The 22,914-nt window shown below is 66.4% G+C and carries 26 protein-coding genes, 1 tRNA gene and 1 pseudogene; 17 read left to right on the top strand and 11 right to left on the bottom strand.

Features of this window, described 5'->3' with window-relative positions; translation table 11 throughout:
• The first annotated feature begins 72 nt into the window (after positions 1-72).
• Positions 73-900 (top strand): DUF6635 family protein, encoded by an 828-nt coding sequence (locus tag SJY40_RS01805; RefSeq protein ID WP_378942050.1) that lies wholly within the window; start codon positions 73-75, stop codon positions 898-900.
• Here SJY40_RS01805 and queF read toward each other — a convergent pair.
• From queF to SJY40_RS01775, 6 genes are all read right to left on the bottom strand, one after another.
• Positions 897-1,358, bottom strand: a complete 462-nt coding sequence (gene queF / locus SJY40_RS01800; RefSeq protein WP_378942048.1) for a preQ(1) synthase — start codon at positions 1,356-1,358, stop codon at positions 897-899. The genes SJY40_RS01805 and queF overlap by 4 nt on opposite strands.
• A gap of 81 nt (positions 1,359-1,439) precedes the next feature.
• A complete protein-coding gene (locus SJY40_RS01795) occupies positions 1,440-2,078 on the bottom strand; it encodes a trimeric intracellular cation channel family protein (protein WP_378942046.1) in 639 nt (212 codons plus the stop codon).
• Positions 2,075-2,524, bottom strand: a complete 450-nt coding sequence (rnhA, locus tag SJY40_RS01790; RefSeq protein WP_378942044.1) for a ribonuclease HI — start codon at positions 2,522-2,524, stop codon at positions 2,075-2,077. The genes SJY40_RS01795 and rnhA overlap by 4 nt, the downstream gene beginning before the upstream one ends.
• Positions 2,517-3,116: a glutathione S-transferase family protein gene (locus SJY40_RS01785; protein ID WP_378942042.1), complete on the bottom strand. Its 600-nt coding sequence runs from the start codon at positions 3,114-3,116 to the stop codon at positions 2,517-2,519. The genes rnhA and SJY40_RS01785 overlap by 8 nt, the downstream gene beginning before the upstream one ends.
• Positions 3,117-3,144: 28 nt before the next feature.
• On the bottom strand, positions 3,145-4,101 hold the full coding sequence (gene ispH / locus SJY40_RS01780) for a 4-hydroxy-3-methylbut-2-enyl diphosphate reductase (RefSeq protein ID WP_378948229.1): 957 nt from the start codon (positions 4,099-4,101) through the stop codon (positions 3,145-3,147).
• A 63-nt stretch (positions 4,102-4,164) separates the two neighbouring features.
• Entirely contained in the window at positions 4,165-5,595 is a 1,431-nt protein-coding gene (locus tag SJY40_RS01775; RefSeq protein ID WP_378942040.1) for a cobyric acid synthase, read from the bottom strand.
• Between the two features lie 72 nt (positions 5,596-5,667).
• Here SJY40_RS01775 and secG point away from each other — a divergent pair, with 72 nt between their 5' ends.
• The 3 genes and pseudogenes from secG to SJY40_RS01760 all read left to right on the top strand — a co-directional run bounded on the left by secG (position 5,668) and on the right by SJY40_RS01760 (position 8,579).
• On the top strand, positions 5,668-6,183 hold the full coding sequence (secG, locus tag SJY40_RS01770; protein WP_378942038.1) for a preprotein translocase subunit SecG: 516 nt from the start codon (positions 5,668-5,670) through the stop codon (positions 6,181-6,183).
• Positions 6,184-6,338: 155 nt separating this feature from the next.
• Positions 6,339-7,983, top strand: a pseudogene (locus tag SJY40_RS01765) (CTP synthase).
• Entirely contained in the window at positions 7,872-8,579 is a 708-nt protein-coding gene (locus tag SJY40_RS01760) for an MrcB family domain-containing protein (RefSeq protein ID WP_378942036.1), read from the top strand. The pseudogene SJY40_RS01765 and the gene SJY40_RS01760 overlap by 112 nt, the downstream one beginning before the upstream one ends.
• Before the next feature lie 72 nt (positions 8,580-8,651).
• Here the strand turns inward: SJY40_RS01760 and SJY40_RS01755 are convergent.
• From SJY40_RS01755 to SJY40_RS01740, 4 genes are all read right to left on the bottom strand, one after another.
• A tRNA-Thr gene (locus SJY40_RS01755) sits at positions 8,652-8,728 on the bottom strand.
• Between the two features lie 84 nt (positions 8,729-8,812).
• Positions 8,813-10,537, bottom strand: a complete 1,725-nt coding sequence (locus tag SJY40_RS01750) for a heme biosynthesis protein HemY (protein WP_378942034.1) — start codon at positions 10,535-10,537, stop codon at positions 8,813-8,815.
• A 10-nt stretch (positions 10,538-10,547) separates the two neighbouring features.
• Complete coding sequence (locus SJY40_RS01745; RefSeq protein WP_378942032.1) at positions 10,548-11,942, bottom strand: hypothetical protein; 1,395 nt, start codon at positions 11,940-11,942, stop codon at positions 10,548-10,550.
• Between the two features lie 95 nt (positions 11,943-12,037).
• Positions 12,038-12,703, bottom strand: a complete 666-nt coding sequence (locus SJY40_RS01740) for a uroporphyrinogen-III synthase (protein WP_378942030.1) — start codon at positions 12,701-12,703, stop codon at positions 12,038-12,040.
• Positions 12,704-12,769: 66 nt separating this feature from the next.
• Between SJY40_RS01740 and tsaD the strand changes: the two genes are divergently transcribed.
• The 9 genes from tsaD (at position 12,770) to truA (ending at position 19,860) form a co-directional block, all read left to right on the top strand.
• Positions 12,770-13,837 carry a tRNA (adenosine(37)-N6)-threonylcarbamoyltransferase complex transferase subunit TsaD gene (gene tsaD, locus SJY40_RS01735; RefSeq protein ID WP_378942028.1) on the top strand — a complete coding sequence of 356 codons (1,068 nt, stop codon included), beginning with the start codon at positions 12,770-12,772 and terminating at the stop codon, positions 13,835-13,837.
• Positions 13,834-14,775: an NAD(P)H-dependent glycerol-3-phosphate dehydrogenase gene (locus SJY40_RS01730; RefSeq protein WP_378942026.1), complete on the top strand. Its 942-nt coding sequence runs from the start codon at positions 13,834-13,836 to the stop codon at positions 14,773-14,775. The genes tsaD and SJY40_RS01730 overlap by 4 nt, the downstream gene beginning before the upstream one ends.
• Positions 14,775-15,047, top strand: a complete 273-nt coding sequence (locus SJY40_RS01725; protein WP_108502059.1) for a YciI family protein — start codon at positions 14,775-14,777, stop codon at positions 15,045-15,047. Before SJY40_RS01730 ends, SJY40_RS01725 begins: the two co-directional genes overlap by 1 nt.
• On the top strand, positions 15,047-15,466 hold the full coding sequence (locus tag SJY40_RS01720) for an EVE domain-containing protein (RefSeq protein ID WP_378942023.1): 420 nt from the start codon (positions 15,047-15,049) through the stop codon (positions 15,464-15,466). The genes SJY40_RS01725 and SJY40_RS01720 overlap by 1 nt, the downstream gene beginning before the upstream one ends.
• A 43-nt stretch (positions 15,467-15,509) precedes the next feature.
• Positions 15,510-15,755, top strand: coding sequence for a DUF4170 domain-containing protein (locus SJY40_RS01715; protein WP_378942021.1), 246 nt, complete (start codon positions 15,510-15,512; stop codon positions 15,753-15,755).
• Positions 15,755-16,936, top strand: a complete 1,182-nt coding sequence (locus SJY40_RS01710) for a 3-deoxy-D-manno-octulosonic acid transferase (protein ID WP_378942019.1) — start codon at positions 15,755-15,757, stop codon at positions 16,934-16,936. Before SJY40_RS01715 ends, SJY40_RS01710 begins: the two co-directional genes overlap by 1 nt.
• Entirely contained in the window at positions 16,933-17,922 is a 990-nt protein-coding gene (lpxK, locus tag SJY40_RS01705; protein WP_378942017.1) for a tetraacyldisaccharide 4'-kinase, read from the top strand. Before SJY40_RS01710 ends, lpxK begins: the two co-directional genes overlap by 4 nt.
• 145 nt (positions 17,923-18,067) lie before the next feature.
• Positions 18,068-19,048, top strand: coding sequence for a 5-bromo-4-chloroindolyl phosphate hydrolysis family protein (locus SJY40_RS01700; protein ID WP_378942015.1), 981 nt, complete (start codon positions 18,068-18,070; stop codon positions 19,046-19,048).
• Positions 19,048-19,860 carry a tRNA pseudouridine(38-40) synthase TruA gene (gene truA, locus SJY40_RS01695; RefSeq protein ID WP_378942013.1) on the top strand — a complete coding sequence of 271 codons (813 nt, stop codon included), beginning with the start codon at positions 19,048-19,050 and terminating at the stop codon, positions 19,858-19,860. The genes SJY40_RS01700 and truA overlap by 1 nt, the downstream gene beginning before the upstream one ends.
• Here truA and SJY40_RS01690 read toward each other — a convergent pair.
• Entirely contained in the window at positions 19,800-20,615 is an 816-nt protein-coding gene (locus SJY40_RS01690; protein ID WP_378942011.1) for a sugar transferase, read from the bottom strand. The genes truA and SJY40_RS01690 overlap by 61 nt on opposite strands.
• 159 nt (positions 20,616-20,774) lie before the next feature.
• Here SJY40_RS01690 and SJY40_RS01685 point away from each other — a divergent pair, with 159 nt between their 5' ends.
• The 4 genes from SJY40_RS01685 to SJY40_RS01670 all read left to right on the top strand — a co-directional run bounded on the left by SJY40_RS01685 (position 20,775) and on the right by SJY40_RS01670 (position 22,881).
• Positions 20,775-21,230 (top strand): universal stress protein, encoded by a 456-nt coding sequence (locus SJY40_RS01685; RefSeq protein ID WP_378942009.1) that lies wholly within the window; start codon positions 20,775-20,777, stop codon positions 21,228-21,230.
• An 82-nt stretch (positions 21,231-21,312) separates the two neighbouring features.
• On the top strand, positions 21,313-21,873 hold the full coding sequence (locus tag SJY40_RS01680) for a NifU family protein (RefSeq protein WP_378942007.1): 561 nt from the start codon (positions 21,313-21,315) through the stop codon (positions 21,871-21,873).
• A complete protein-coding gene (gene tsaB, locus SJY40_RS01675) occupies positions 21,866-22,462 on the top strand; it encodes a tRNA (adenosine(37)-N6)-threonylcarbamoyltransferase complex dimerization subunit type 1 TsaB (protein WP_378942005.1) in 597 nt (198 codons plus the stop codon). The genes SJY40_RS01680 and tsaB overlap by 8 nt, the downstream gene beginning before the upstream one ends.
• Positions 22,459-22,881 carry a GNAT family N-acetyltransferase gene (locus SJY40_RS01670; RefSeq protein ID WP_378942003.1) on the top strand — a complete coding sequence of 141 codons (423 nt, stop codon included), beginning with the start codon at positions 22,459-22,461 and terminating at the stop codon, positions 22,879-22,881. The genes tsaB and SJY40_RS01670 overlap by 4 nt, the downstream gene beginning before the upstream one ends.
• Positions 22,882-22,914: the final 33 nt, after the last annotated feature.

Below are 22,914 nucleotides of genomic sequence, written 5' to 3'. Positions count from 1 at the left end.
GCAAGCGTGGAACCTTGGCCTTGGTCACTGTTACATCCGCACGCTAAGCTGCCCCCACCGACCGGAGCCCAGATGCACCCTGCCCCCCTGCGATCACGCCTGACGCGCCGCGATGCGCAACTCCGCCGTTTCGTGGCCCGCCGCTATGGATTGCGGGGCACGCTGGCGCTGCATCGCCATGCGTTCGGCGCGGACCTGCTGCGTGCGCCGGTGAACGTGATGCTGGCACCCGTGGCGCTGATCCTGCAGATCGTGGCGGCGCTGCTGACGCGCATTGGCGCGCGGCGGGCGGGGGCGCGGATCGGCGGGTGGCGGATCTTCCTGCGCTCGGACATGTCGGCGCAGATTCACCGTGACTTGACCGCCCTGATCGCGGATCTGCAGGCGCAGGGGCTGGGGCCGGATGCCGGGCCTGCGCAGATCGACCGCGCCCTGCGTGCCCATGTCGAGACCCGCAACGCCGTGGCCGAGATCACCACGTCGCTGATCGTCCTGATCTCGGGCTTCGTCCTGTTCCAACGCGCGACGCCGGGGCTTATATCGCTGGCCGGTCCCATGGCGCAGATGCGCGCCCACGGGGCCGCCCTGCGCGATTTCGCTCTTGGCGAGACCTTGGGCCGCGCGTGGTACTGGGCCTTCCCGGTCGAATTGTCGCCGCTGTATGTCATCGCGACGGGCGTGGTGCTGGCGCTGATCGGGTCGGTGGTCACGACCTTTGCGGGCGTCATCGCCGATCCGGTCCAGAGGATGACGGGCATCCATCGCCGTCGCCTGTCGCGCCTGATGGCGCGGCTGGACGCGCAGGGCGACAGCGACGCACCCGCGCCGGAACATCTGGTCGCGCGGCTTGGCGATGTCGCCGATACGCTGTCGCTGATCTGGCGATCCTGGCGGGGTTAGCCGCGCCCGCGATAGGTCGGCACGCCCTGATCGGGCAGCCACAGCCCTTCAGGTGCGGCCCCCGTCTGCCAGAAGACGTCGATCGGCATGCCACCGCGCGGATACCAGTATCCGCCGATGCGCAGCCATTGCGGGTCAAGCAGCTCGGCGATGCGCTTGCCGATGCCGACGGTGCAATCCTCGTGGAAGGCGCCGTGGTTGCGGAAGCTGCCAAGGAACAGCTTAAGTGACTTTGATTCGACCAGCCAGTCGCCGGGGACATAGTCGATGACCAGATGCGCGAAATCGGGCTGGCCAGTGATCGGACAGAGGCTGGTGAACTCGGGCTGGGTGAAGCGCACCGCGTAAAGCGTGCCGGGCTGCGGGTTCGGAACCCGTTCCAGCACGGCCTCTTCGGGGTTTTGCGGTTGGGTGGTATTGGCGCCAAGCTGGGTCAGCGCGTCGGTATAATGGCTCATCTGATGGCTCCTGTTTTGACCGGGTGGGCTGCGACCGGAGCGCACCCGATACCAGCCCCGCCGCCCGTCGCCAAGAGGGCCCTAGCCGCGCATCCGCGGCGGGCGCGGTTTATAGACCGGCAGCTGCCAACCCCAATGCAGGCTGCCCGCCCGCAGCACCCAGACCACCACGGAACAGGCGACAAGCGCCTGCCCCTGCGGAAGTCCTGCCCACATCAGGATGACCGCCGTCACCGCGCCGCCGAAAGCCGCCGTCAGATACAGCTGGCCCTGTTTCAGCACCAAGGGGACCTCGTTGCCGACGACATCGCGCATCAGCCCGCCGAAGGTGCCGGTGACGACGCCCATGATGGTGATGATGACGGGGCCGAAGCCGCCCTCGATCGCGACACCGACGCCTGCGGCCACCGCCACGGCCAGCGCGATGCTGTCCAGCCAGATCAGCCATTTGTACCGGCTTTCGAACAGATGCGCCGTCCAGAAGACGACCAGCGCCGCCCCCGCCGCAATCACCACATAGGCGGGCTGCGCGACCCAAAAGACCATGTCGCGCCCAAGGATCAGGTCGCGCAAGGTGCCGCCCCCCACCGCCGTCAGCGCCGCCATGAAGACAAAGCCCACGGGGTCAAGCTGCGCCCGGCTGGCCACCAGCGCGCCGGTGATCGCGAAGATCAGCACCGACCAGTAATCCAGCACCGCGACGAAAGCCTCGGGGGTCATTTGAAGGGGGCCATGCCGCCACGGGCCAATTCGTCAGCACGTTCGTTTTCAGCGTGTCCGGCATGGCCCTTGATCCAGCGCCATTCGACAGTATGGGTTTTCTGCGCATCATCCAGCCGCTGCCACAGTTCGACGTTCTTGACCGGCTTGCGATCGGCGGTCTTCCAGCCGTTGCGCTTCCAGCCGTGGATCCATTGGGTCACGCCGTTCTTCACATAGGCGCTGTCGGTGACGATCACGATCTGGCTGGGACGGGTCAGGGTCTCGAGCGCGCTGATGGCGGCCATCAGCTCCATCCGGTTGTTGGTGGTGGCAGCCTCGCCCCCGGCCAATTCGCGTTCCTTGACGACGGTTTCGCCATCCATGGCGCGCATCAACACGCCCCAACCCCCGGGGCCGGGATTGCCGCTGCAGGCGCCGTCGGTCCATGCAAACAGGTCAGGCATCCAGCACCCCCGGCAAGGCCGCGATGCGGTCCAGCCAGCGACCCACGGCGGGGAAGCTGTCCATGTCGAAACCGCCCCGCGATCCGGCGGTGCAGGTGTAACCATAGAGGCAAATGTCGGCCAGGCTGACCATATCGCCGGCCAGCCAGTCGTGATGGGTCAGTCGATCCTCCATGACCTGCAACAGGGCGTGACCACGATCCAGCAGGTCGGCCAACCGTTCGGGCGTCGCATCGGCGGCACGGTGGGAATAGCTGACCAAGGCCTGACGCACGGCGATGACGGGTTCGTGGTTGTATTGTTCCCAGAACATCCAGCCCAGCATCTGCGCGCGGATTACGGCATCGGCGGGGACAAAGGCGCTGCCCTCGCCCAGATACCACAGGATGGCGTTCAATTCGGCCAGCACCTGACCGTCGTCCAGCACCAGCGCCGGAACCTTGCCATAGGGCAGCACGCCATCCGCCTTGGCCTGCGCCAGCGCCTCAGACCCATAGTCGCAATCGACGATCCGGGCTGCTGCACCGGTCAGCGCCAGCAGGATGCGGACCTTCAGGCTGTTGCCCGAAGAGGGCATGGAATAAAGCTGCATCTGATCCTCGTGTGGCCCTTGGGGCGCGTCAGGCGGGTTCGCGCAAGACGCGCGGCACCTTGAATTCCACGTTTTCGACGGCGGTCTCGACCACTTCCAGCGTCACGTCGAAGCGGGCGCGGAAGGCATCGACGACCTCGTTGACCAGAACCTCGGGGGCGCTGGCGCCGGCGGTGACGCCGACGGCGCGCGATCCTTCGATGGCGCGCCAGTCGATCTGATCGGCGCGCATCACCAGCTGGGAATAGGCGCAACCCTCGGCGCGTCCGACCTCGACCAGACGTTTCGAGTTGCTGGAGTTCTCGGCCCCGATCACCAGCAGCGCGTCGATCTTGGGCGCGACCGCCTTGACCGCCGCCTGACGGTTTGTGGTGGCGTAACAGATGTCTTCCTTGGCGGGGCCCACGATGGCGGGGAAACGTGCGTTCAGCGCAGCGACGATGGCGGCAGTGTCATCAACCGAGAGGGTGGTCTGGGTGATGAAGGCCAGGCTTTCGGGATCACGCGGCGCAATGTTGGCGACATCGGCCTCGGTCTCGACCAGAATCACCTCGCCCTCGGGCAGTTGGCCCATGGTGCCCAGCACCTCGGGGTGGCCGGCATGGCCGATCATCACCATCTGCAGGCCGTTGGCGTGGTGGCGTTCCGCCTCGACATGGACCTTGCTGACCAGCGGACAAGTCGCATCGACATAGACCATCTGGCGGCGCTGCGCCTCGGCCGGGACCGATTTCGGCACCCCATGGGCCGAGAAAATCACGGGCCGGTCGGTCGGGCAGTCGTCCAGCTCCTCGACGAAAACCGCGCCTTTGGCTTTCAGCGAATCAACGACGAATTTGTTGTGGACGATCTCGTGCCGGACAAAGACGGGGGCGCCCCATTTCTGCAGCGCCATTTCCACGATCTTGATGGCACGGTCCACACCGGCGCAAAAACCGCGCGGCGCAGCCAGATAAAGGGTCAATGGGGGCTTTTGATGTTCCATCCCCATCAGGTAACGCGCGACAGGCGCTTCGTCCAGCACCCGCGCGGTCACATCTGCCATACGTCAGCGCGCCACCGCCAGTAGCCCCGCCACATCCATATGCGTTTCCAGATGGTTGGCCAGATCATCCAGCGCCTGATCGACGCCTGCCTCATATCCCGGCTGCGAAGGCGCGCCCATCCGCGCAAGAAACGCCGCGCGAAAGCGGTCGTCGGAAAACAACCCGTGCAGATAGCTGCCCATCACCCGACCGTCCGGGCTGATCGCGCCGTCGGGGTCCGGCATCATGCCGAAGGGCCGCGTGCAATCGGGGCCGGTGGTGCGGCCCATGTGGATCTCATATCCCGATACCGGCTGCCCAAGCGCCTGACCGCTGACCTGCACCACACGCTTGTCCGGTGCCATAACGGTCTGCACCTCCAGCATCCCCAGCCCATCGACCTGCCCCGCCGCCCCATCGCGGCCCGATAGATCGGCGATCATCTGCCCCAGCATCTGGAAGCCACCGCAAATGCCCAGCACATGGCCACCACGCCTCCGATGCGCCGCCAGATCCACATCCCAGCCCTGCGCCCGCAAGAAGGCCAGATCGCCGATGGTCGATTTCGTGCCCGGAATGATGACCAGGTCGGCATCGCCGGGAATGGGCCGGCCCGGCCCCAGCATGGTCAGCCGCACGCCCGGTTCGGCGGCCAAAGGGTCCAGATCGTCGAAATTGGCGATCCGCGACAGGGTCAGACAGACGACATGCAACCCCTGCCCGCGGCTGGCACGCAGATCGACCGCGTCCTCGGCCGGCAGGCGATGGGCGCCCGCGAACCACGGGATGACGCCGAAGCCGGGCCAGCCGGTGTGATCCGTGATCATCCGGTAGCCGTTGTCGAACAGGCGCGGATCGCCACGGAACTTGTTGATCAGGAAACCGCGCACCATGGCCGCGTCATCCGCGTCGATCACCGCCTGCGTTCCGACGATCTGCGCGATAACTCCGCCACGGTCGATATCGCCCGTCAGCACCACCGGCACCCCTGCGGCGCGGGCAAAGCCCATGTTGGCGATGTCGCGGGGGCGCAGGTTCACCTCGGCAGGGCTGCCTGCGCCTTCGACGATGATCAGGTCATGAGCGGCGCTCAGGCGGTGAAAGCTGTCCAGCACCCCCTCCAGCAAGCGCGGCTTCAACGCGGCGTAATCGCGGGCCTGCGCCCTTGCGATGGGGCGTCCGTGCAACAGCACCTGCGCGCCGGTATCGGTTTCGGGCTTCAGCAGGACGGGGTTCATGTCGGTGATCGGGTCCAGCCCGCAGGCCCGCGCCTGCAAGGCCTGCGCGCGGCCGATTTCACCGCCATCCGCCGTCACGGCTGCATTATTGGACATGTTCTGCGGCTTGAAAGGCGCGACGGACAATCCCCGGCGCAGAGCGGCGCGGCACAACCCCGCGACCAGCAACGACTTTCCGACATTCGAGCCGGTGCCCTGAATCATCACCGCAACCATGGGACACTCTTGCTTGCCATCATCCCCTGAGGTGACTAGATAGGCCCGTCCGCAAATGAAAGGCCGAAAGCCGTGGAAAACGTCATTCTGACCGTCCATCTGATCCTGGCAGTCCTGTTGGCCGGGGTTGTCCTGCTGCAACGTTCCGAAGGGGGCGGGCTGGGCATGGGCGGTGGTGGTGGCGGCGGTGGCGGCGTCATGACCGGCCGCCAGGCCGCGAACGCGATGACGCGCCTGACCTGGATCTTTGGCGTCGCGCTGTTCTGCACGTCGATCGCCCTGACCATCCTTGCGGCACGCCAGGCCACGAACGGCTCGATCATGGACCAGTTCAGCGGCGCGGAAACGCAGGAACAGCCCGAGGGCAATCTGCCCACGCTGCCCGCATATACGCCTCCGCCAACGACCAGCGGCAACCCGCTGACGCCCCCGGCACCGGACGCCGAGGCACCTGCAGCGGCGACGGACGCTCCGGCTGCGGAAGCACCGGCAGCCGAGGCAGAAGCCCCCGTGGCACCGCCCGCTGCCGAAACGGCACCCGCAGAAGCGCCGTCCGAGGCGACGACCGACGACCAGCCCGCCAACTGAGGCTGTCACGCAAATCCATGGGCGGGGTCACCTGCCCGACACCAACTTGCGGTCCGTTGCGACCACGGGGCGAATCAGTTATTTCTCTGATCCCGTGATGCCGGTCGATACGCGGCCCGCAGCCGACTTGAACTTGCACATCACGGGGGCCTTCCATGGCGCGTTACATCTTCATCACCGGCGGCGTGGTTTCGTCCCTTGGCAAGGGTCTGGCCTCGGCGGCGTTGGGCGCCCTGCTGCAGGCCCGCGGCTTTACTGTCAGGCTGCGCAAGCTTGACCCCTATCTGAACGTCGATCCCGGCACGATGTCGCCCTTCGAACACGGCGAGGTTTTCGTGACCGACGACGGCGCGGAAACCGACCTCGATCTGGGCCATTACGAACGCTTCACCGGCGTCAGTGCGCGCCGCACCGACAGCATCAGCAGCGGACGCGTCTATTCCAACGTGCTCGAAAAGGAACGTCGCGGCGAATACCTGGGCAAGACCATTCAGGTCATTCCCCACGTCACCAACGAAATCAAGGACTTCCTGTCGATCGGCGCCGATGAGGTTGACTTCATGCTGTGCGAGATCGGCGGCACCGTCGGCGACATCGAAGGCCTGCCCTTCTTCGAAGCCATCCGCCAGTTCATCCACGAACGCCCCCGCGGCGAATGCATCCTGATGCATCTGACGCTGCTGCCCTATCTGGCTGCCAGCGGAGAAGCTGAAGACGAAGCCGACCCAGCACAGCGTCAAGGAACTGCAGTCCATCGGTCTGGCCCCCGACGTGCTGGTCTGCCGGTCCGAACATCCGATCCCGGAAAAGGAACGCGCCAAGATCGCGCTGTTCTGCAACGTGCGTCCGGATGCCGTGATCCCGGCCTATGACCTGAAATCGATCTACGAGGCCCCTCTGGCCTATCACCGCGCCGGGCTGGACCGCGCGGTACTGGATGCCTTCCAGATCAGCCCCGCGCCGCGTCCCGATCTGACCCGTTGGGAAGATGTCATGGACCGTCTGGACCATGCCGAGGGCGAGGTTCGCGTGGCCATCGTCGGCAAATACACGCAGCTTGAAGACGCCTATAAGTCCATTGCCGAGGCATTGACCCACGGTGGTATGGCCAACCGTGTCCGCGTCCGCACCAATTGGGTGGACAGCGAAAAGCTGGAAGGCGACGGCGCACATCTGCTGGATGGCTATCACGGCATCATCGTGCCGGGCGGTTTTGGCGAACGCGGCACCGAAGGCATGCTGGCGGCCGCCCGGTATGCCCGCGAAAAGAAGGTCCCCTATCTGGGGATCTGCCTTGGCATGCAGATGGCTGTGATCGAGGCCGCGCGCAATCTGGCCGACATGCCCGACGCGGGTTCCGAGGAATTCGACCACGAGGCGGGGAAGACGCGCTTCACGCCCGTCGTCTATCACCTGAAGGAATGGGTGCAGGGCAATTACACCGTCAAGCGCAAGCTGGGCGACGACAAGGGCGGCACCATGCGCCTTGGTGCCTACACCGCCATTCTGAACGAAGGCTCGCGGATTTCGTCGATCTATGGCGGCGTGACCGAGATCGAGGATCGCCACCGCCACCGCTATGAGGTCGATGCTACCTATCGCGAACAGCTGGAAAAGGCCGGGCTGGTCTTCTCGGGCATGTCGCCGGACGGCAAGCTGCCCGAAGTGGTGGAATACCCCGATCACCCGTGGTTCATCGGCGTGCAATCCCACCCCGAGTTGAAATCCAAGCCCTTCGACCCCGCGCCCCTGTTCGCAGGTTTCGTCCGCGCCGCGATGGAGGAAGGGCGTCTGGTCTGAGCCAGCCCCCCGAATATCCGACAGGGCTGGCAGCAGCCCTGTCGCTGACCGCACGGCGGTTCATCCATGAACGGCAGCGCCCCTTTGCGGGCAGCCCCTTCGCCCGTTTTTTCCGCCAAGACGTTGCCCGCATGGGGCGCGACATGGCAGCCCTCCGTTCCGAACCTCTGATGGTGCGTGCCAGTGTTGGCGCGCAAGGCTGGGCCAGCATTCCCTGGCTGACCTTCTTTGCGCCACATGTGACGCGCAGCATGCGGCAGGGTCTCTATGTCGCCTTCCTGATCAACAGTCATGACGAACGGATCGTTCTGTCGCTGCAGCATGGCGCAGGGACGGCGCTGACGCAGCTGGGTCCGGACATGGCGCATCGTCACCTACGGCACATGGCGTCCGCGACACGCGCCAATGTGGCGTTCCCACATGATTTCGATGATGGCCCGATCAGCTTGGGGTCTTCGGCTGCTCTGCCATTGGCCTATCAGGCCGGCTGTGCCCTGTCGCGCACTTGGGGGGCAGATACGTTGACTGCAAACCAGTTGACGACCGATCTGACACGAATGCTGGATATTTATCGCGATCTGGTGCCACCCGCCTGACCGCGGGCACGGCATACGCAAAAGGCCGCCCCGGAAGGGCGGCCTTTTCGCTGTCGTTCCACTTTGGTCAAGTGGTGCCGGTGAAGGGACTTCGAACCCCCGACCCCATCATTACGAATGATGTGCTCTACCAGCTGAGCTACACCGGCATCAGACTGTGAGGCGGCGGATAGCACTTTCCCATGGCGGGGGGAAGAGGGCGAGGCGCTTTTTTTGCACCCGCCCCCATCGCATCACGACTTCGGTTTCGACCAGTCTGCCTCATCGGTCGGTTCGACATCAGGGCGGACCATCCTCGGCTCGCTATCCGGCTTGGGGGCAGGTTCAGCAGGCGCTGCCGGTTCCGTCTCCGGCGCAGGCTCGGGCTGAACCTCCGGCTCGGGCGTCGTGACTGTGGAAGACGGTTCCGCTACTACATAATCGCTTTCCCGCGGCACCATGCCGGGGGCAATATCGGGCTGCCGTTCACGGGTCTCGCGCGCTTTCGGGGCCGTCACCTCGGGTTCGGCAGGACCGGGCGGATGGGGCTGAACCGGCTCGGACAAATCAGGCGCATCCTCAACTCGATCACGCGGCGATCCGACCAGCAGCGGCAGCATCTCGGCACCCGTAGGCGACGTGCTGGCAGTGCTTCGCGAACCCTCGGGCTCGCGCCAGGTCAGCGTGTCGAAGCCGCTGCAGCTGTCGCAGACCGGCGCCCAGTCATGCATCACGTTGTGGCAAGTGTCGCAGACCCACTGCGGGCCGCGCGACGCGGTCAGGGCGCGCGTCAGCCAGCCGCGCACGACGCTGTCGTCGGCACCCTCGCCCCGCTCGACCGCGGCCATGATCGACAGCGTGCGGACAGTCGGATGCTTTTCGGCCAGATCGCCAAGCGCCCGGCGTGCGCCCGGAAAATCCTCGGCGGCCAGCAGCAGTTCGGCCTTCAGCAGGCGCGTTTCCTCGTGGTCGGCGTTCTTGCGCATCAGCGCGTCGAAGCGGCGCAGACGGGCCGAGGCCGATTCGTCCGGCACGATTTCAGCATAGGCCTTGGCCAGATCGGGGTGCGGGCGCACCGACCAGGTCTTTTCCAGAATGCGCGAGGCACTGCGGAAGTCCTTTTGCGCGGTATAGCTGCGCGCCGCCAGAACCGCCGCCGGAATCAGGTCGGGCGACGCCTTGGCCGCCGAGATCGCCGCCTCGCGGGCACTGATCGAATTGCCTTCCGCCAGCACGTCGCTGGCCTGCTGCAGCGCCAGTACGGCATCGCGGCGCAGTGCGACGTTCTTGGGCAGGTCACCCTGATTGCGCTTGTCCTTCAGGGTCGCGCGGGCACCCTTCCAGTCGTGTTCGCGGGTCTGCAGTTCCAACAGGGTGTCTTGCGTTTCCTTGTGGCGCGGCTTCAGCGCATAGGCCTTCTGGGCCAGCATCAGCGCCTTAGCGGTGTCGCCCTCGGCCAGCTTCTGACGCATCAACCCGCGAATGCCGACAAAGCGGGTGCGGTCGTCTTCAAGCAGCTGCTTGTAGACCGCCTCGGCCCGGCGCGAATTGCCCGCCGTTTCAGCAGCCTGCGCGGCCAGCAGGTTGGTCATATGCGGCTGGTCCAGGTATTTCGCGGCCTTCGCAGCCTTGTCCTGCGCCAGCTTGCCCTCGCCCGAGGCGACGGCGAGCATGCCTTCGCTGAAGGCGTCATAGCCCTTGCGTTGACGCGAGCGCGCGAAATAGCGGTTCACCGCGGTTTCATCACCCGCAAGGAAACGCAGCGAGGCCAGCAGCAGGCCCAGCAGCTTGAAGACGATCCAGGCCAGAACCATCAGCACGATCAGCGCCACCACGGCCTTGACCGGCGTCAGCGCGATTTCGGTGCCACCGTATTGGATGCGCAGCATCTGCGCGGTTTCCGACAGATGCACCGCGCCAAGCGCAAGCGCCAGCACGACCGCAAAGAAGAAAAGGATTTTCAGCAGGGACAACAGCATCTTGCGGACCTCAATTCTGGCCGGAGGACAGATCGGTCAGCGCCGACTGTGCCTGCGAATAGGCGTTTGCGCGGGTCAGCCAACCGGCCATGGCCGGGGCATCGCGGCCCGCGTCGGGCAGGGCATCGATCTGGGACAGCGCCTCGGCGATGCGACCGGCCTCGACCTCGGCATCTGCGCGGGACAGGACGGCGTCGGCGTCATTGCCCTCGCGTGCCTCGATCGACCGTGCGCCGGTCTGGGCTTTCAGGAAGTTGGTCAGCATGTTTCCCTGACCGGTGGCGCTGCTGTCGCGCAGGGACGCACGCAGGGCAGCACGGGCCGCTTCGGGGAAATCGGCTTGTAGGCTGGTCAGGCTGGGGACTTCGGCGGTCAGCGCATCGGGCGTTTCCAGCCCGGCACCTTCCAGCGTGGCACGCGCATCTTCCGGCGTCACACCGCGATCCAGCGCGGATTGCAACGACGCGATGGCGGCAACGGCTTCGGCGCGGCGGGTGCTTTCGGCGGCCGCGTCCTGCAGTTCCTGCGCTTCGGCGCGCGCGGCTTCCAGACGGGCTTCGGCATCGGCGGCTGCGGCTTCGATCTGTTGCTGCAGGGCACCGGCGGCCTCGGAGTCGAAGCTACCGTTTTCGGCCATCTTGTCCAGCTGCGCCTGCTGTTCGTCCAACCGCCGCGTCAACGCCTGCAGCTGATCGGTGAACTGCTGGCCCTCAGCAGGATCGGCGGCGGCCGCTTGGGGGCGACCTTCCAATGCGCTCAGGCGGGCATCCAGATCATCGGGAACGCCTGCCGGGGCAGGCATGGCCGCGATCTCTTCGGCGACGGCACGGCGCGCGGCCTGCTGGGCCAAGGCCGCGACATCGGCCTGATCGGTCGGCACACCCACGACTGCGGGCTGCCATTCGGGGGGCAGATTCGGCAGGGCATAGATCGCGGCGGCAGCGCCCAGACCGGCGGCGACAACGCCCCCGAAGGCAACGGGCCAGAAGCCGGTCTTCTTGACGGGCTGTTTCGGGGCAGGTTTCGCCGTGGTTGGCGTGGCGCTGGCCCTGGTATCGCTGCCCTTCATATCGGCGGGCTTGGTCGCGGCCTTCGCATCCGTCTTGGCAAAATCGGATTTGGCAGTCTCAGGTTTGCCAGCGCCAGATTTTCCAGCATCGCTCTTGCCGGCGTCGGGTTTGGCCGCGGCTGCGGGCAAGCCGCCCTTGGGATCACCGACCAGCGTCGAGTTGACCGTGCTGATCGTGCCGGGCTGTCCCGCCTGCGCAGGCTTGCCCGCTTCGATCGGATCATTGGGCAAGGCGCCCGGTGCGCCGGGCTGCTTCTTGGCTGTGGCATCTGCCGGGTTCGGGCTTGCAGTCTTGGTGGCCGGTTGCTTGGTCTTTGTCTTGTCTGGCTGTTTCACGTCTTGTCCCCGTCTGGTGCCATGCCGGCATGGCCGCCTGTAAGCGCATGACATGCAGCCTAAACAGCGATGGCCTTGCGCTCAACCCGCCGTGTTCAGCTTTGTTCCGCCGCCCACAACCGCAGGATCGCATCCCGCATCGCATGGGCGTCCGGCCTGTCGGCCACGATGGTATGTTGCGCGGGACCCGACCAGTTGCGCAATGCCGCATCGCTGATGGCCACCACCCACAAGGGAGCGCGGGCATCGACGACCTGCTGCGCCACGACCGTGGCGGTTCTTGGTGAAAAAATGGGCAAGATCACCGGGGCATCGTCAACCAGCAACCTCTGGGCCTTACCGGTCAGATCGACCGCCTGCTGGTCATAGACGACCACGCCGGGAACCGGCAGCATCTGCGCCAGATGGCGGCCATGCGGGTGGACCAGCGGCACCGACGCCCCTTTGATCAGCGGCAGCAGGCTGTCGGCGGTGCCTGCACCCTCGGTCACGTCGAACCCCGCATCGCGGGCCTGCCGGGCGGTCTGCGCCCCAACGCACAGCGCCGGCCGCCCCCGCCCCGGACCCGCCGCAGGCACCGCATGCGCCGAGGTGAACACCAGCCCCTGCGCCGCCGTCAGAATATCGCCGTCATGATCCACCGGCACGATCCGCAACACCGGAGAGATCACGCAGCGCCACCCCTGCATCAGTTTCGCAAACCGCTGCGCCCCGGGCCGGGGCCGGGTCAGCAACAGCGTGGGTCGCGGGTCCGCTGGCATTGGCTTATCCTTGCGCCGGTGCTAGGGCGTTCAGGGGTAAGCCTCCGCATCCTTCAGGGCAAGAGCATGGATGATCTGATCTTTCTGGGCATCGAAAGCAGCTGCGACGACACCGCGGCCGCCGTCGTCACCGGCGACCGTTGCATCCTGTCCAGCGTCGTCAGCAGCCAGACCGAGCTGCATGCCGATTTCGGCGGCGTCGTCCCCGAAATCGCCGCCCGCGCCCATGCCGAGCGTTTGGATCTGGCCGTCGAACAGGCGTTGGACCAAGCCGGTCTGGCGCTGTCCGACCTGTCGGGCATTGCCGTGACGGCGGGTCCGGGGCTGATCGGCGGGGTCATGTCGGGCGTGATGTGCGCCAAGGGCCTGGCCGCCGGATCGGGTCTGCCGCTGGTCGGCGTGAACCATCTGGCGGGTCATGCGCTGACCCCGCGCCTGACGGACGGGATCGAATTTCCCTATCTGATGCTGTTGGTGTCCGGCGGGCATTGCCAATTCCTGCGCGTGGACGGCCCCGATGATTTCACCCGCATGGGCGGCACCATCGACGATGCCCCCGGCGAGGCCTTCGACAAGATCGCCAAGCTGCTGGCCCTGCCGCAACCCGGCGGCCCCGCCGTGCAGGCCGAGGCGGCCTTGGGCGATCCAAAACGTATCCCCCTGCCCCGCCCTCTGCTGGACCGTCCCGGCTGCGACATGTCGTTTTCCGGCCTCAAGACCGCCGCCCTGCGCCAGCGCGATGCCCTGATCGCCGAACATGGCGGGCTGCGTCAGGGGGACCGGCGTGACCTGTGTGCGGCCTTCCAAACCGCCGTATCCGATGTGCTGGCCGAAAAGTCGCGCCGCGCCTTGGCCGAAAGCCCCGTTCCGGTGCTGGCGGTCGCGGGGGGCGTCGCGGCCAATACCCAGATCCGCGCCGCGCTGGAACAGGTCACCGCCGATGCAGGTGCCCGTTTCCTTGCGCCGCCCTTGGCGCTTTGCACCGACAATGGCGCGATGATCGCCTGGGCCGGGATCGAGCGGTTCCGCCAAGGCCATCGCGACGACATGACCCTTGCCGCCCGTCCCCGCTGGCCCTTGGACCGCAAGGCTCAACCGATGCTGGGCAGCGGCAAGAAAGGCGCCAAGGCATGAGCGTCGCCGTCCTCGGCGCAGGGGCCTTCGGCACCGCACTGGCCGTCGCGCTGACCGCGAACGGTCCGGTAATGCTCTGGGGCCGCCAGATCGACTGGCAGGGTGAAAACCCCCGCCTGCCCGGTGTCGCGATGCCGGACGCTCTGACCGTGACCCAGGATCTTGATGCCGCTCTGAGATCCGAGCTGATCCTGCTGGCCCTGCCCGCGCAGGCGCTTGGCGGTTTTCTGGCGCAGCATGGCGCGAAACTGCAAGGCAAGCGTCTGGTTAGCACCGCCAAGGGGATCGATCTGGAGCGTTTGACCGGCCCCTCGGTCATGATCGCCGAGACCTGCCCGGATGCCGTGGTCGCCGTGCTGACCGGACCCTCCTTCGCCGCCGACATCGCACGCGGCCTGCCGACCGCCCTGACGCTGGCCTGCACCGACGATCATGCGGGCCGCGCCATGCAGCAGGCGCTGTCTACGCCCGTATTGCGCCTTTACCGCAGCAGCGATGTCACCGGCGCCGAGTTGGGCGGCGCGTTGAAGAACGTCATGGCCATCGCGGCGGGCACGGTCATCGGCGCGGGCCTGGGCGACAGCGCCCGCGCGGCCATCATCACCCGCGGCTTCGCCGAGATGACCCGCCTTGCCATCCATCTTGGTGCGCGGCCCGAAACGCTGACGGGCCTGTCGGGCCTGGGCGATCTGACGCTGACCTGCACCTCGGCAGGGTCGCGCAACTTCCGCTTTGGCGCGGCGCTTGGCGCAGGCGATGATTTCGACCCCTCGACCACCGTCGAAGGTGCCGCCACCGCCCGCGCGCTTGTCCGCATGGCCGCGCGTGACAAGCTGGACCTGCCCATCGCCACCATGGTCGCCCGCCTTGCCGAAGGCTCGGTTTCTGTGGAAAAAGCCATGGACCATCTGCTCAGCCGCCCCCTGAAGGAGGAATGATGCCCCTGTTCGCCGTGATCTGCCGGGACAAGCCCGGTGCCCTTGAAACCCGCCTTGCCAATCGCGACGCCCATCTGGCGCATATCCGCGACAGCGGCATCGTCACTTATGCCGGTCCCTTCCTGCAGGACGGCCAAATGTGCGGTTCGCTGGTCGTGCTGGACACCACCGACCTTGCCGCAGCCCAGGCTTGGGCCGATGCCGACCCCTACAAGGCGGCCGATCTTTTTGCCTCGGTCGAGGTGATCGAATGGAAGAAGGTGGTCGGCTGATGGCCTATTGGCTTTTCAAATCCGAACCCGATGTCTTTGGCTGGGACGATCTGGTCGCCAAGGGCGATGCGGGTGAGGAATGGGACGGCGTCCGCAATTATCAGGCGCGCAACATGATGCGCGCGATGGCGGTGGGCGATCTGGGCCTGTTCTATCATTCCAACGTCGGCAAGGAAGCTGTCGGCATCTGTCAGGTCATCTCGCTGGCCCATCCCGACAGCAAGGCCAACGATCCGCGTTGGGAATGCGTTAACATCAAGGCCGTCCGCAAACTGCCCCGCGCCATCAGCCTGGAAGAGGCCAAGGCAGAACCGCGCCTTGCCGACATGGTGCTGGTTAACAACACCCGCCTGTCCGTCCAACCCGTGTCTGATGCCGAATGGGCCGTCATCATGGAGCTTTCGGGCGATCAGGGCTGATCCTTCCCCACCCCCGCAACCCCTCCAACCATCAGAGGTCAACATGACACAACGTCTGCATTTCGTCTTTGGCGGCGAGCTGATCGACCCGCAGGGCACCCAGTTCCGCAACCCCGACGACATCCACATGGTCGGCATCTTCCCCGACTATAAATCCGCCTTCGCCGCTTGGAAGGCCGAGGCGCAGCGTACCGTGGACAGCGCCCATACCCGCTATTTCATCGCGCATCTTCATCGCCTGCGCGACGAGGAACGCGAAGTCAGCCCGACCGAGGAACTGGGCAACTGATGCCAGGGGCGGGGCTGGGCCGACTTGCGCTGTGGTGGCATCTGCGCACCCGGCACGGGCTTGACCCCGCCCTGCCTGCCATCCCGGCCGGACAGACGCCGGGGCTGGTGCTGCATGTCTCACCCGACGCCGCGCGCGCCGAGGCGCAGATCCTGCGCCGCATGACGCAGGCCGATCCGGACTTGCGCATCATCCGCATCCCCGACCCCGATGGCGACGATGCGGGGGTTGACCCCCAAGCTGCCGGACAGCTGCTGGATCGCGCTCATGCGGGCGTGGTGCTGCTGATCGGCACCGATCTTCCCGCCGCGCTGATCGCTGCCGCCACCGCGCGCGACATTCCCGTCATTCTGGCCGAATGCCGCCTGCAGCCGCGCGATCTGGGCTGGGGCATACAGGCCGCGATGCGCCGTCAGCTGTTGTCGCGCATGGCGGCGATCATGCTGACCGACAGCGCCAGCCTACAGATCGCCCACCGCATGTCGCTGGACCGGTCGCGCATCGCCATGACCGGCCCCGTCTCGGAAATTCGCGAGCCGCTGCATTGTTCGGAAACCGAGCGCGTCTCGATGGCCGAGCAGATGAACGGCCGTCACGCCTGGTTCGCCGCCAGCCTGCCCCAGCCCGAGGAAACCGCTGTTCTGGCCGCCCATCACGCGGCCCTGCGCCATTCCCATCGCGCGCTGCTGATCCTGGCCCCCCGCGACAGCGCCCGCATCGATCAGCTGGCGCTGGACATCGAGGCCTCGGGGATGACCGTCGCCCGCCGCTCCGAGGACGAGGATCTGACCGATGAGGTTCAGGTCCTGCTGACCGACGGCCCGACGGAAATGGGCCTGTGGTATCGACTGGCCCCCGTCAGCTTCATGGGCGGCACCCTCTCGGGCGAAGATACCGCCATGCGCCACCCCTTCGAACCCGCGGCGCTTGGGTCGGCCATCGTGCATGGCCCGCAATCGGGCCCCTTCACCACCGAATGGCAACAGCTGGACGGCGCGAATGCCGCCCGCCACGTCCGCACCCCCGAGGATCTGGCCGTCACCATCACCGAACTGACCCAGCCCGAGATGATCGCCACGCTGGCCAGCAATGCCTGGACCGTCAGCACCGGCGGGGCCGATGTCGCCGTGACCATCGCCCGTGCGGTGCAATCCGCCCTGACCGAAAGGACCGCCCCGTGAAGAAGGCCCCCGCGTTCTGGTTCCTCCGCCCCCCCACCGCCAAGGCGCGGCTGCTGGCGCCGCTTGGCGCGGCCTATGCAGCGGCGACGGCGCGGCGGCTGGCACGGGGCGCACGGACGGGGGTCGGCGTGCCGGTCATCTGCGTGGGCAACCTGAACGCGGGCGGCACCGGCAAGACACCGACTGTGATCCATTTGCAGACCCTGCTGGCCGCCCGCGGGATCGAGGCGCATGTCGTCTCGCGCGGCTATGGCGGCAGCGCCAAGGGGCCGTTGCGGGTGATCGAGGCCAGCCATGACGCAGAACTGACCGGCGACGAACCCCTGCTGATGGCGGCCTTCGGCCCGGTCTGGGTCAGCAACGACCGGCTGGCTGGCGCACGCGCGGCGGCGGCGGCAGGCGCGCAGGCCATCATTCTGGACGACGGCTTTCAGGACCCCGCGCTGGCGCATGATCTGGGGGTTGTGGTCGTCGATGCCGCCAAGGGCTTCGGCAACGGGTTGTGCCTGCCTGCGGGCCCCTTGCGCGAACCCGTGGCGCGCGGGCTTGCCCGGGCCGATCTGCTGCTGTCGATCGGCCCGGACGCCGCGCAGGCGGGATTTGCGACGCCGGATGGCGCACCAACCCATCTGCGCGGGCAGCTGGCGCCCTTGCAGACCGGCATCAACTGGCAGGGACACCGCGTTCTGGCGTTTGCCGGTATCGGCCACCCCGAGAAGTTCTTTGCCACCCTGCGCGATCTGGGCGCCGTCCTGATCCGGTCGGAACCTCTGGAGGATCACCAGCCCTTCACCCAAAGCCTGCTGACGCGGCTGGAAACCGAATCGCGGATGATGGGGGCGCAGCTGGTCACCACCGAAAAGGACGCCGCCCGCCTGCCGCGGTCGTTCCGTATGAAGGTCATGGCCCTGCCCGTGCGGCTGTCGCTGGCAGATCCCGTGCCGCTGGATGCCGCGCTGGATCGCATGTTTCCGCCGCAGGTTTGAAATCCGGCGCCGAATGCCGATATAGAACCTGTAATTCAGGCCCCGAAAGGACAGTCATGTCGCGTAACGCCCAAGCTAGGCTCAGCTTCTATCTGCTGGTGATGCTGACGCTCTATGCCTCGGTCGTGGGGGTGGGGTAACCGTCATGTCGGAACGTTTTGGCGGGCGGTTTTCGCCCAAGGATCTGCTGCGCAACAACCTGCCCGGTGCCACCGCCCTTCCCCCCACCCCGCGCCACCCGCATGAAGGCCGGCCCAAGTGGATCACGCTGGCGGCGACCCCCTTCTTGCTGGGCGCCTTCTTTCAGGGCGCGACAGGGCTGGTCACCGATCTGGCGGCCTTCGGGCTGATCGCCAGCGGCATGTGGATGACCCGCGAAGGCCTGGTGGCGCAGGCTGCCTATGAAGCCCGCCGTGTCGCCCGCCGTCCCGCCATTCCGCGCAAGCTGTTCGGCGGCATTCTGGGCGGGCTTGGCCTTGGGATCGGTGCGGTGGAACCGGGGCTTTGGCCGCAGGCGGCGCTGGTCGGCGGTGCGGGTCTGGTCCTGCACCAGATCGGCTTTGGACTGGACCCGATGCGCGACAAGGGTCGTGAGGGGATCGACAGCTTCCAGCAGGATCGCGCCCAACGCATGATCGACGAGGGTGAGAATTATCTGGACCAGATGACCGACGCCATCGCCCGCGCGGGCGACCGTCGCCTGACCGCGCGCGTGGACATGTTCGCGGCCACCGTCCGTCACCTGTTCGACCGGGTGCGTGACAATCCCGGCGGGCTGGCCTCGGCCCGGCGATACCTTGGCGTCTATCTGATGGGCGCGCGCGATGCGACGATCCGCTTTGCGGACCTCTATTCGCAGACGCAGGACGGATCGGCGCGGGCCAAGTATCTGGCGTTTCTGGACGATCTGGAAAAGGATTTCATCGCCCGGTCCGACCGCCTTCTGGACGGCGACCGCGATGCGCTGGACATCGAGATGTCCGTCCTGCGCGACCGGCTGGCCCGCGAGGGGCTGACGGGGGCCGCCACCGCGACACCGCCAGAGGACCCGCCCGCCCTGCAAAGCCAGGATGCGCAGACCTTTGATGACCTGTTGAAGATGCCCCGGAAAGAACCCCGCCAATAATGCCCCGTTTCGCCTTCAAGATCGAATATGACGGCGCGCCCTTTGCCGGATGGCAGGCGCAGGCCGACCAACCCACCGTGCAGGGTGCCATCGAAGAGGCGCTGGCCAAGCTGGACCCCGGCTTTGCCGCAGGCGCCCGCATCGCCGCCGCGGGTCGGACCGATGCGGGGGTCCATGCCACGGGTCAGGTTGCCCATGCCGATCTGATGCGGGACTGGGATCCGTTCCGTCTGTCCGAGGCGCTGAACTGGCACCTGAAGCCCGCCCCCGTCGTGGTGCTGGCCGCCGCGCGCGTCGATGACGATTTTCACGCGCGGTTCTCGGCCCGCGAAAGGCGTTATACCTTCCGGCTGATCAGCCGTCGCGCGCCGATGACCCATGAACGTGGCAATGTCTGGCAGGTGCTGTCGCCGCTGGATCTAGGCGCGATGCAGCAGGGCGCAGACCATCTGATCGGGTTGCATGACTTCACGACGTTCCGGTCTTCGATCTGTCAGGCGAAAAGCCCGGTGAAATCCATCGACCAGATCACCATTCAGGAAATTCCCGTTCCGCACGGCATGGAATACCGCTTTGACCTGCGGGCGCGGTCTTTCCTGCACAATCAGGTCAGATCCATCGTCGGCACGTTGGAACGTGTGGGCGCGGGTTCATGGCACCCCGACCGCGTCGCCGAGGCATTGGCCGCCTGCAACCGCGCGGCCTGCGGACCGGTCTGTCCGCCGCAGGGACTGTATTTGTCGGGCGTGGGTTACCCCCTGGACCCCTTCGAGGCCCCTGCCGTGCGCGGCGACGGTCCGACCGGCGGATAGGATCTGCCGCGCTTGCGACGGCGCGGGCGTTCATCCTTGCGGGCGATGACGATCTTCAGCGTGCTCCACAAGATCCACAGATCCAGCCGCAGCGACCGGTGCCGCTGATAGATCAGGTCGATCTTCAGCTTGGCCGGCAGACAGCGGCGGTAATAGGCCGCCTCGGTCGCGCGGGCGGATTTGCAGCGCGCGAGGATTCGGTCTTCGTGGCGGTGATAGATCAGCGTCGCCAGTCCCGTGACACCGGGGCGGCTGTGCAGCACCTGCGCATAGACGGCAGGAAAACGTTCGACGTATTCGCGCAGGGGCGGGCGAGGTCCGACAAAGCTCATGTCGCCCAGCAGGATGTTGAACAGCTGCGGCAGTTCGTCGATGCGCGACCGGCGCAGGAATTGCCCCATGGGCGTGATGCGCCACGACTTATGGGCGCCGGTGGCGCCGAAATCACCCTCTTCGCACAGCATGGTGCGGAACTTCCACTGGGTGAAGGGACGGTCGGGCGTCTTCATCCGGTGGGCGGCATAAAAGATCGGACGACCCTGCAAAATCAGCAGCGTGACCGAGACGACCAGCATCACCACCGACAGAGGCACCAGCAGGAACAGGGCAAAGAGGATGTCGAACAGGCGCTTGGAAACCGGCATGGGATTCACGCCGGGTGCGGATGCCTCGCCGATGAACCATGCCATCTTGGGAGCGGTCAGCATGTTCAGCTGCGCAGCGTCGGCCTTGTCCCAGTCATGGTGGATCGTCACGATACCGTCCGTTTCCAATGTTGCATGCAAAGAACCCTAGATCGGCTAGCACAGCTTGCATACGATGAAAACTGCGCGGGCGGTTTCCCGCGCAATCACTTGCGCGGGCATGGCAGTTCGGCCACTGTTCGGGAAAATTGACAGGACACATCCGGGAAGATGCGCAAATTTCTTGTCCTTCTGGACGACAGCAAGGAATGCCTCAACGCCATGCGGTTTGCAGCGATGCGGGCATCCAATACCGGCGGCGCGGTGGTCATCATGTCGGTGGTCAACACCGATGACATCCAGCACGGTTTCGGCGTTGCCGACCTGATGCGCGCCGAGGCTCGCGAAAGGATCGAAGCGCATTTCGAGGTCTTTGCCAAATGGATGCGGTCCCGCGCCAAGATCGAGCCCGAGCTGGTCATCCGCGAAGGCGACCCCGCCGAGGAACTGCTGGCCCAGATCGCCGAGGACGGCCAGATCGGCGTCGTCGTGCTGGGTCTGAACAGCGACAAGGGGGGTGCGAATCCGGTGCTGTCGCGGATGCTGCGCGATGCGATGGACCTGCCCTGCGCGATCACGCTGGTACCGGGCGACCTGTCCAAGGAGCGGTTGGAGGCGATCACCTGATGGCAACCTGCCCCGACAGCTGGACCCGACGGCTTGACCCAAAGCCCGCCCGTCGCCATATCAGGCTCAAAGGAGCTGCCCCATGTTCATCCAGACCGAGACCACCCCGAACCCAGCCACGCTGAAATTCCTGCCCGGCGAAACGGTGCTTGGCAGTGGCACGGCCGATTTCCCCTCGCCCGATACCGGGTCCAGTTCGCCCCTGGCGCGTCGCATCTTCGCGGTCGAAGGCGTCACCGGCGTCTTTCTGGGCCGTGACTTCGTCACCGTCACCAAGGCGGACGACCAGCCGTGGGACCATCTCAAGCCCTCGGTTCTGGGTGCCATCATGGAGCATTTCCAGTCCGGCGCCCCCGCCATCGAAGGCGATGCCCCGCAAAGCGCGGGCCATGCGGCGCATGACGGCCCCGACAATGAAATCGTCGGGCAGATCAAGGAATTGCTGGACACGCGTGTGCGTCCCGCCGTGGCGCAGGATGGTGGCGACATCACCTTCCACGGCTTTGATCGCGGCATCGTCTATCTGCACATGCAGGGGGCCTGTGCGGGCTGCCCGTCCTCGACCCTGACGCTGAAGATGGGCATCGAGAACCTGCTGCGCCACTATATCCCCGAGGTGATCGAGGTTCGTCCCGTTGCCTGATCGACTGACCCTTGGGTTCGACACATCGGCCGCGCATTGCGCGGCCGCTTTGTTGCGTGGTGACCGGGTTCTGGTCCAGCGGCGGGAAGAGATGACCAAGGGGCAGGCCGAACGGCTGATGCCCCTGCTGGAGGAGGTGCTGGCCGACGCAGGCGTGACATGGCGCGACATCGACGTCATCGGCGTAGGTACCGGGCCGGGAAACTTCACCGGCGTGCGGATCGCGGTTGCGGCGGCGCGCGGTTTGGCCTTGTCGCTGAAGATCCCCGCCATCGGCATCAGCGCGACCGAAGCCGCGGCCCATGACGTGCCCCGCCCTTGCCGCATCGTGATCCCGACACGGGGCGATGAGGTCATCTGGCAGGATTTCACCGCAGAGGACAGCGAGGGGGGCCGGCCGCAGCAAGCTGCGACCGGCGCGCTGCCGCCCGGCCCCGCGCCGGCTGCGCCGGCGGTCCCGACCGCCGTGGCCATTGCGCATCTGGCAGCGGCGCGCGCGGACATCCCCGCCCCACGCCCGGCGCCGCTCTACATGCGGCCCGCCGATGCCGCCCCTGCCCGCGATGCACCGCCCGTCATCCTGCCATGATGACCGCCGAACGGATGGCCGCGCTGCATGCGCGCTGCTTTACCACCCCGCGCCCCTGGACGGCTGCCGAATTCACAGGGCTGCTGGACAGCCGCGGGTGCTTTCTGCTGCACGACGATCACGGCTTTCTGCTGGGCCGTGCCATCGCGGGCGAGGCCGAATTGCTGACGCTGGCCGTCGATCCGGACGCACGGCGCATGGGCACGGGGCGTCGTCTGGTTGCCCGTTTTGCCAGCACCGCGCAACGGATGGACGCAGATGACGCCTTTCTGGAGGTCGCATCCGACAACCTTGCGGCACGGGCGCTCTATTCCGGCACGGGCTGGGTGGAAGCCGGGCTCAGACCTGATTATTACGGCCCCGGAACGGATGCCATCGTGATGCGCCTGACGCTGCGTGCTGCCCAGAAAGGCGGTTGACCGGCACAGACCGATGCGCCCTAATCGCGCTAT

This window comes from Paracoccus sp. R86501, from assembly GCF_042466435.1.
GTDB lineage: Bacteria > Pseudomonadota > Alphaproteobacteria > Rhodobacterales > Rhodobacteraceae > Paracoccus.
Note: the sequence above shows the minus strand (reverse complement) of the source record. Positions and strands in the feature narration are given on the sequence as shown.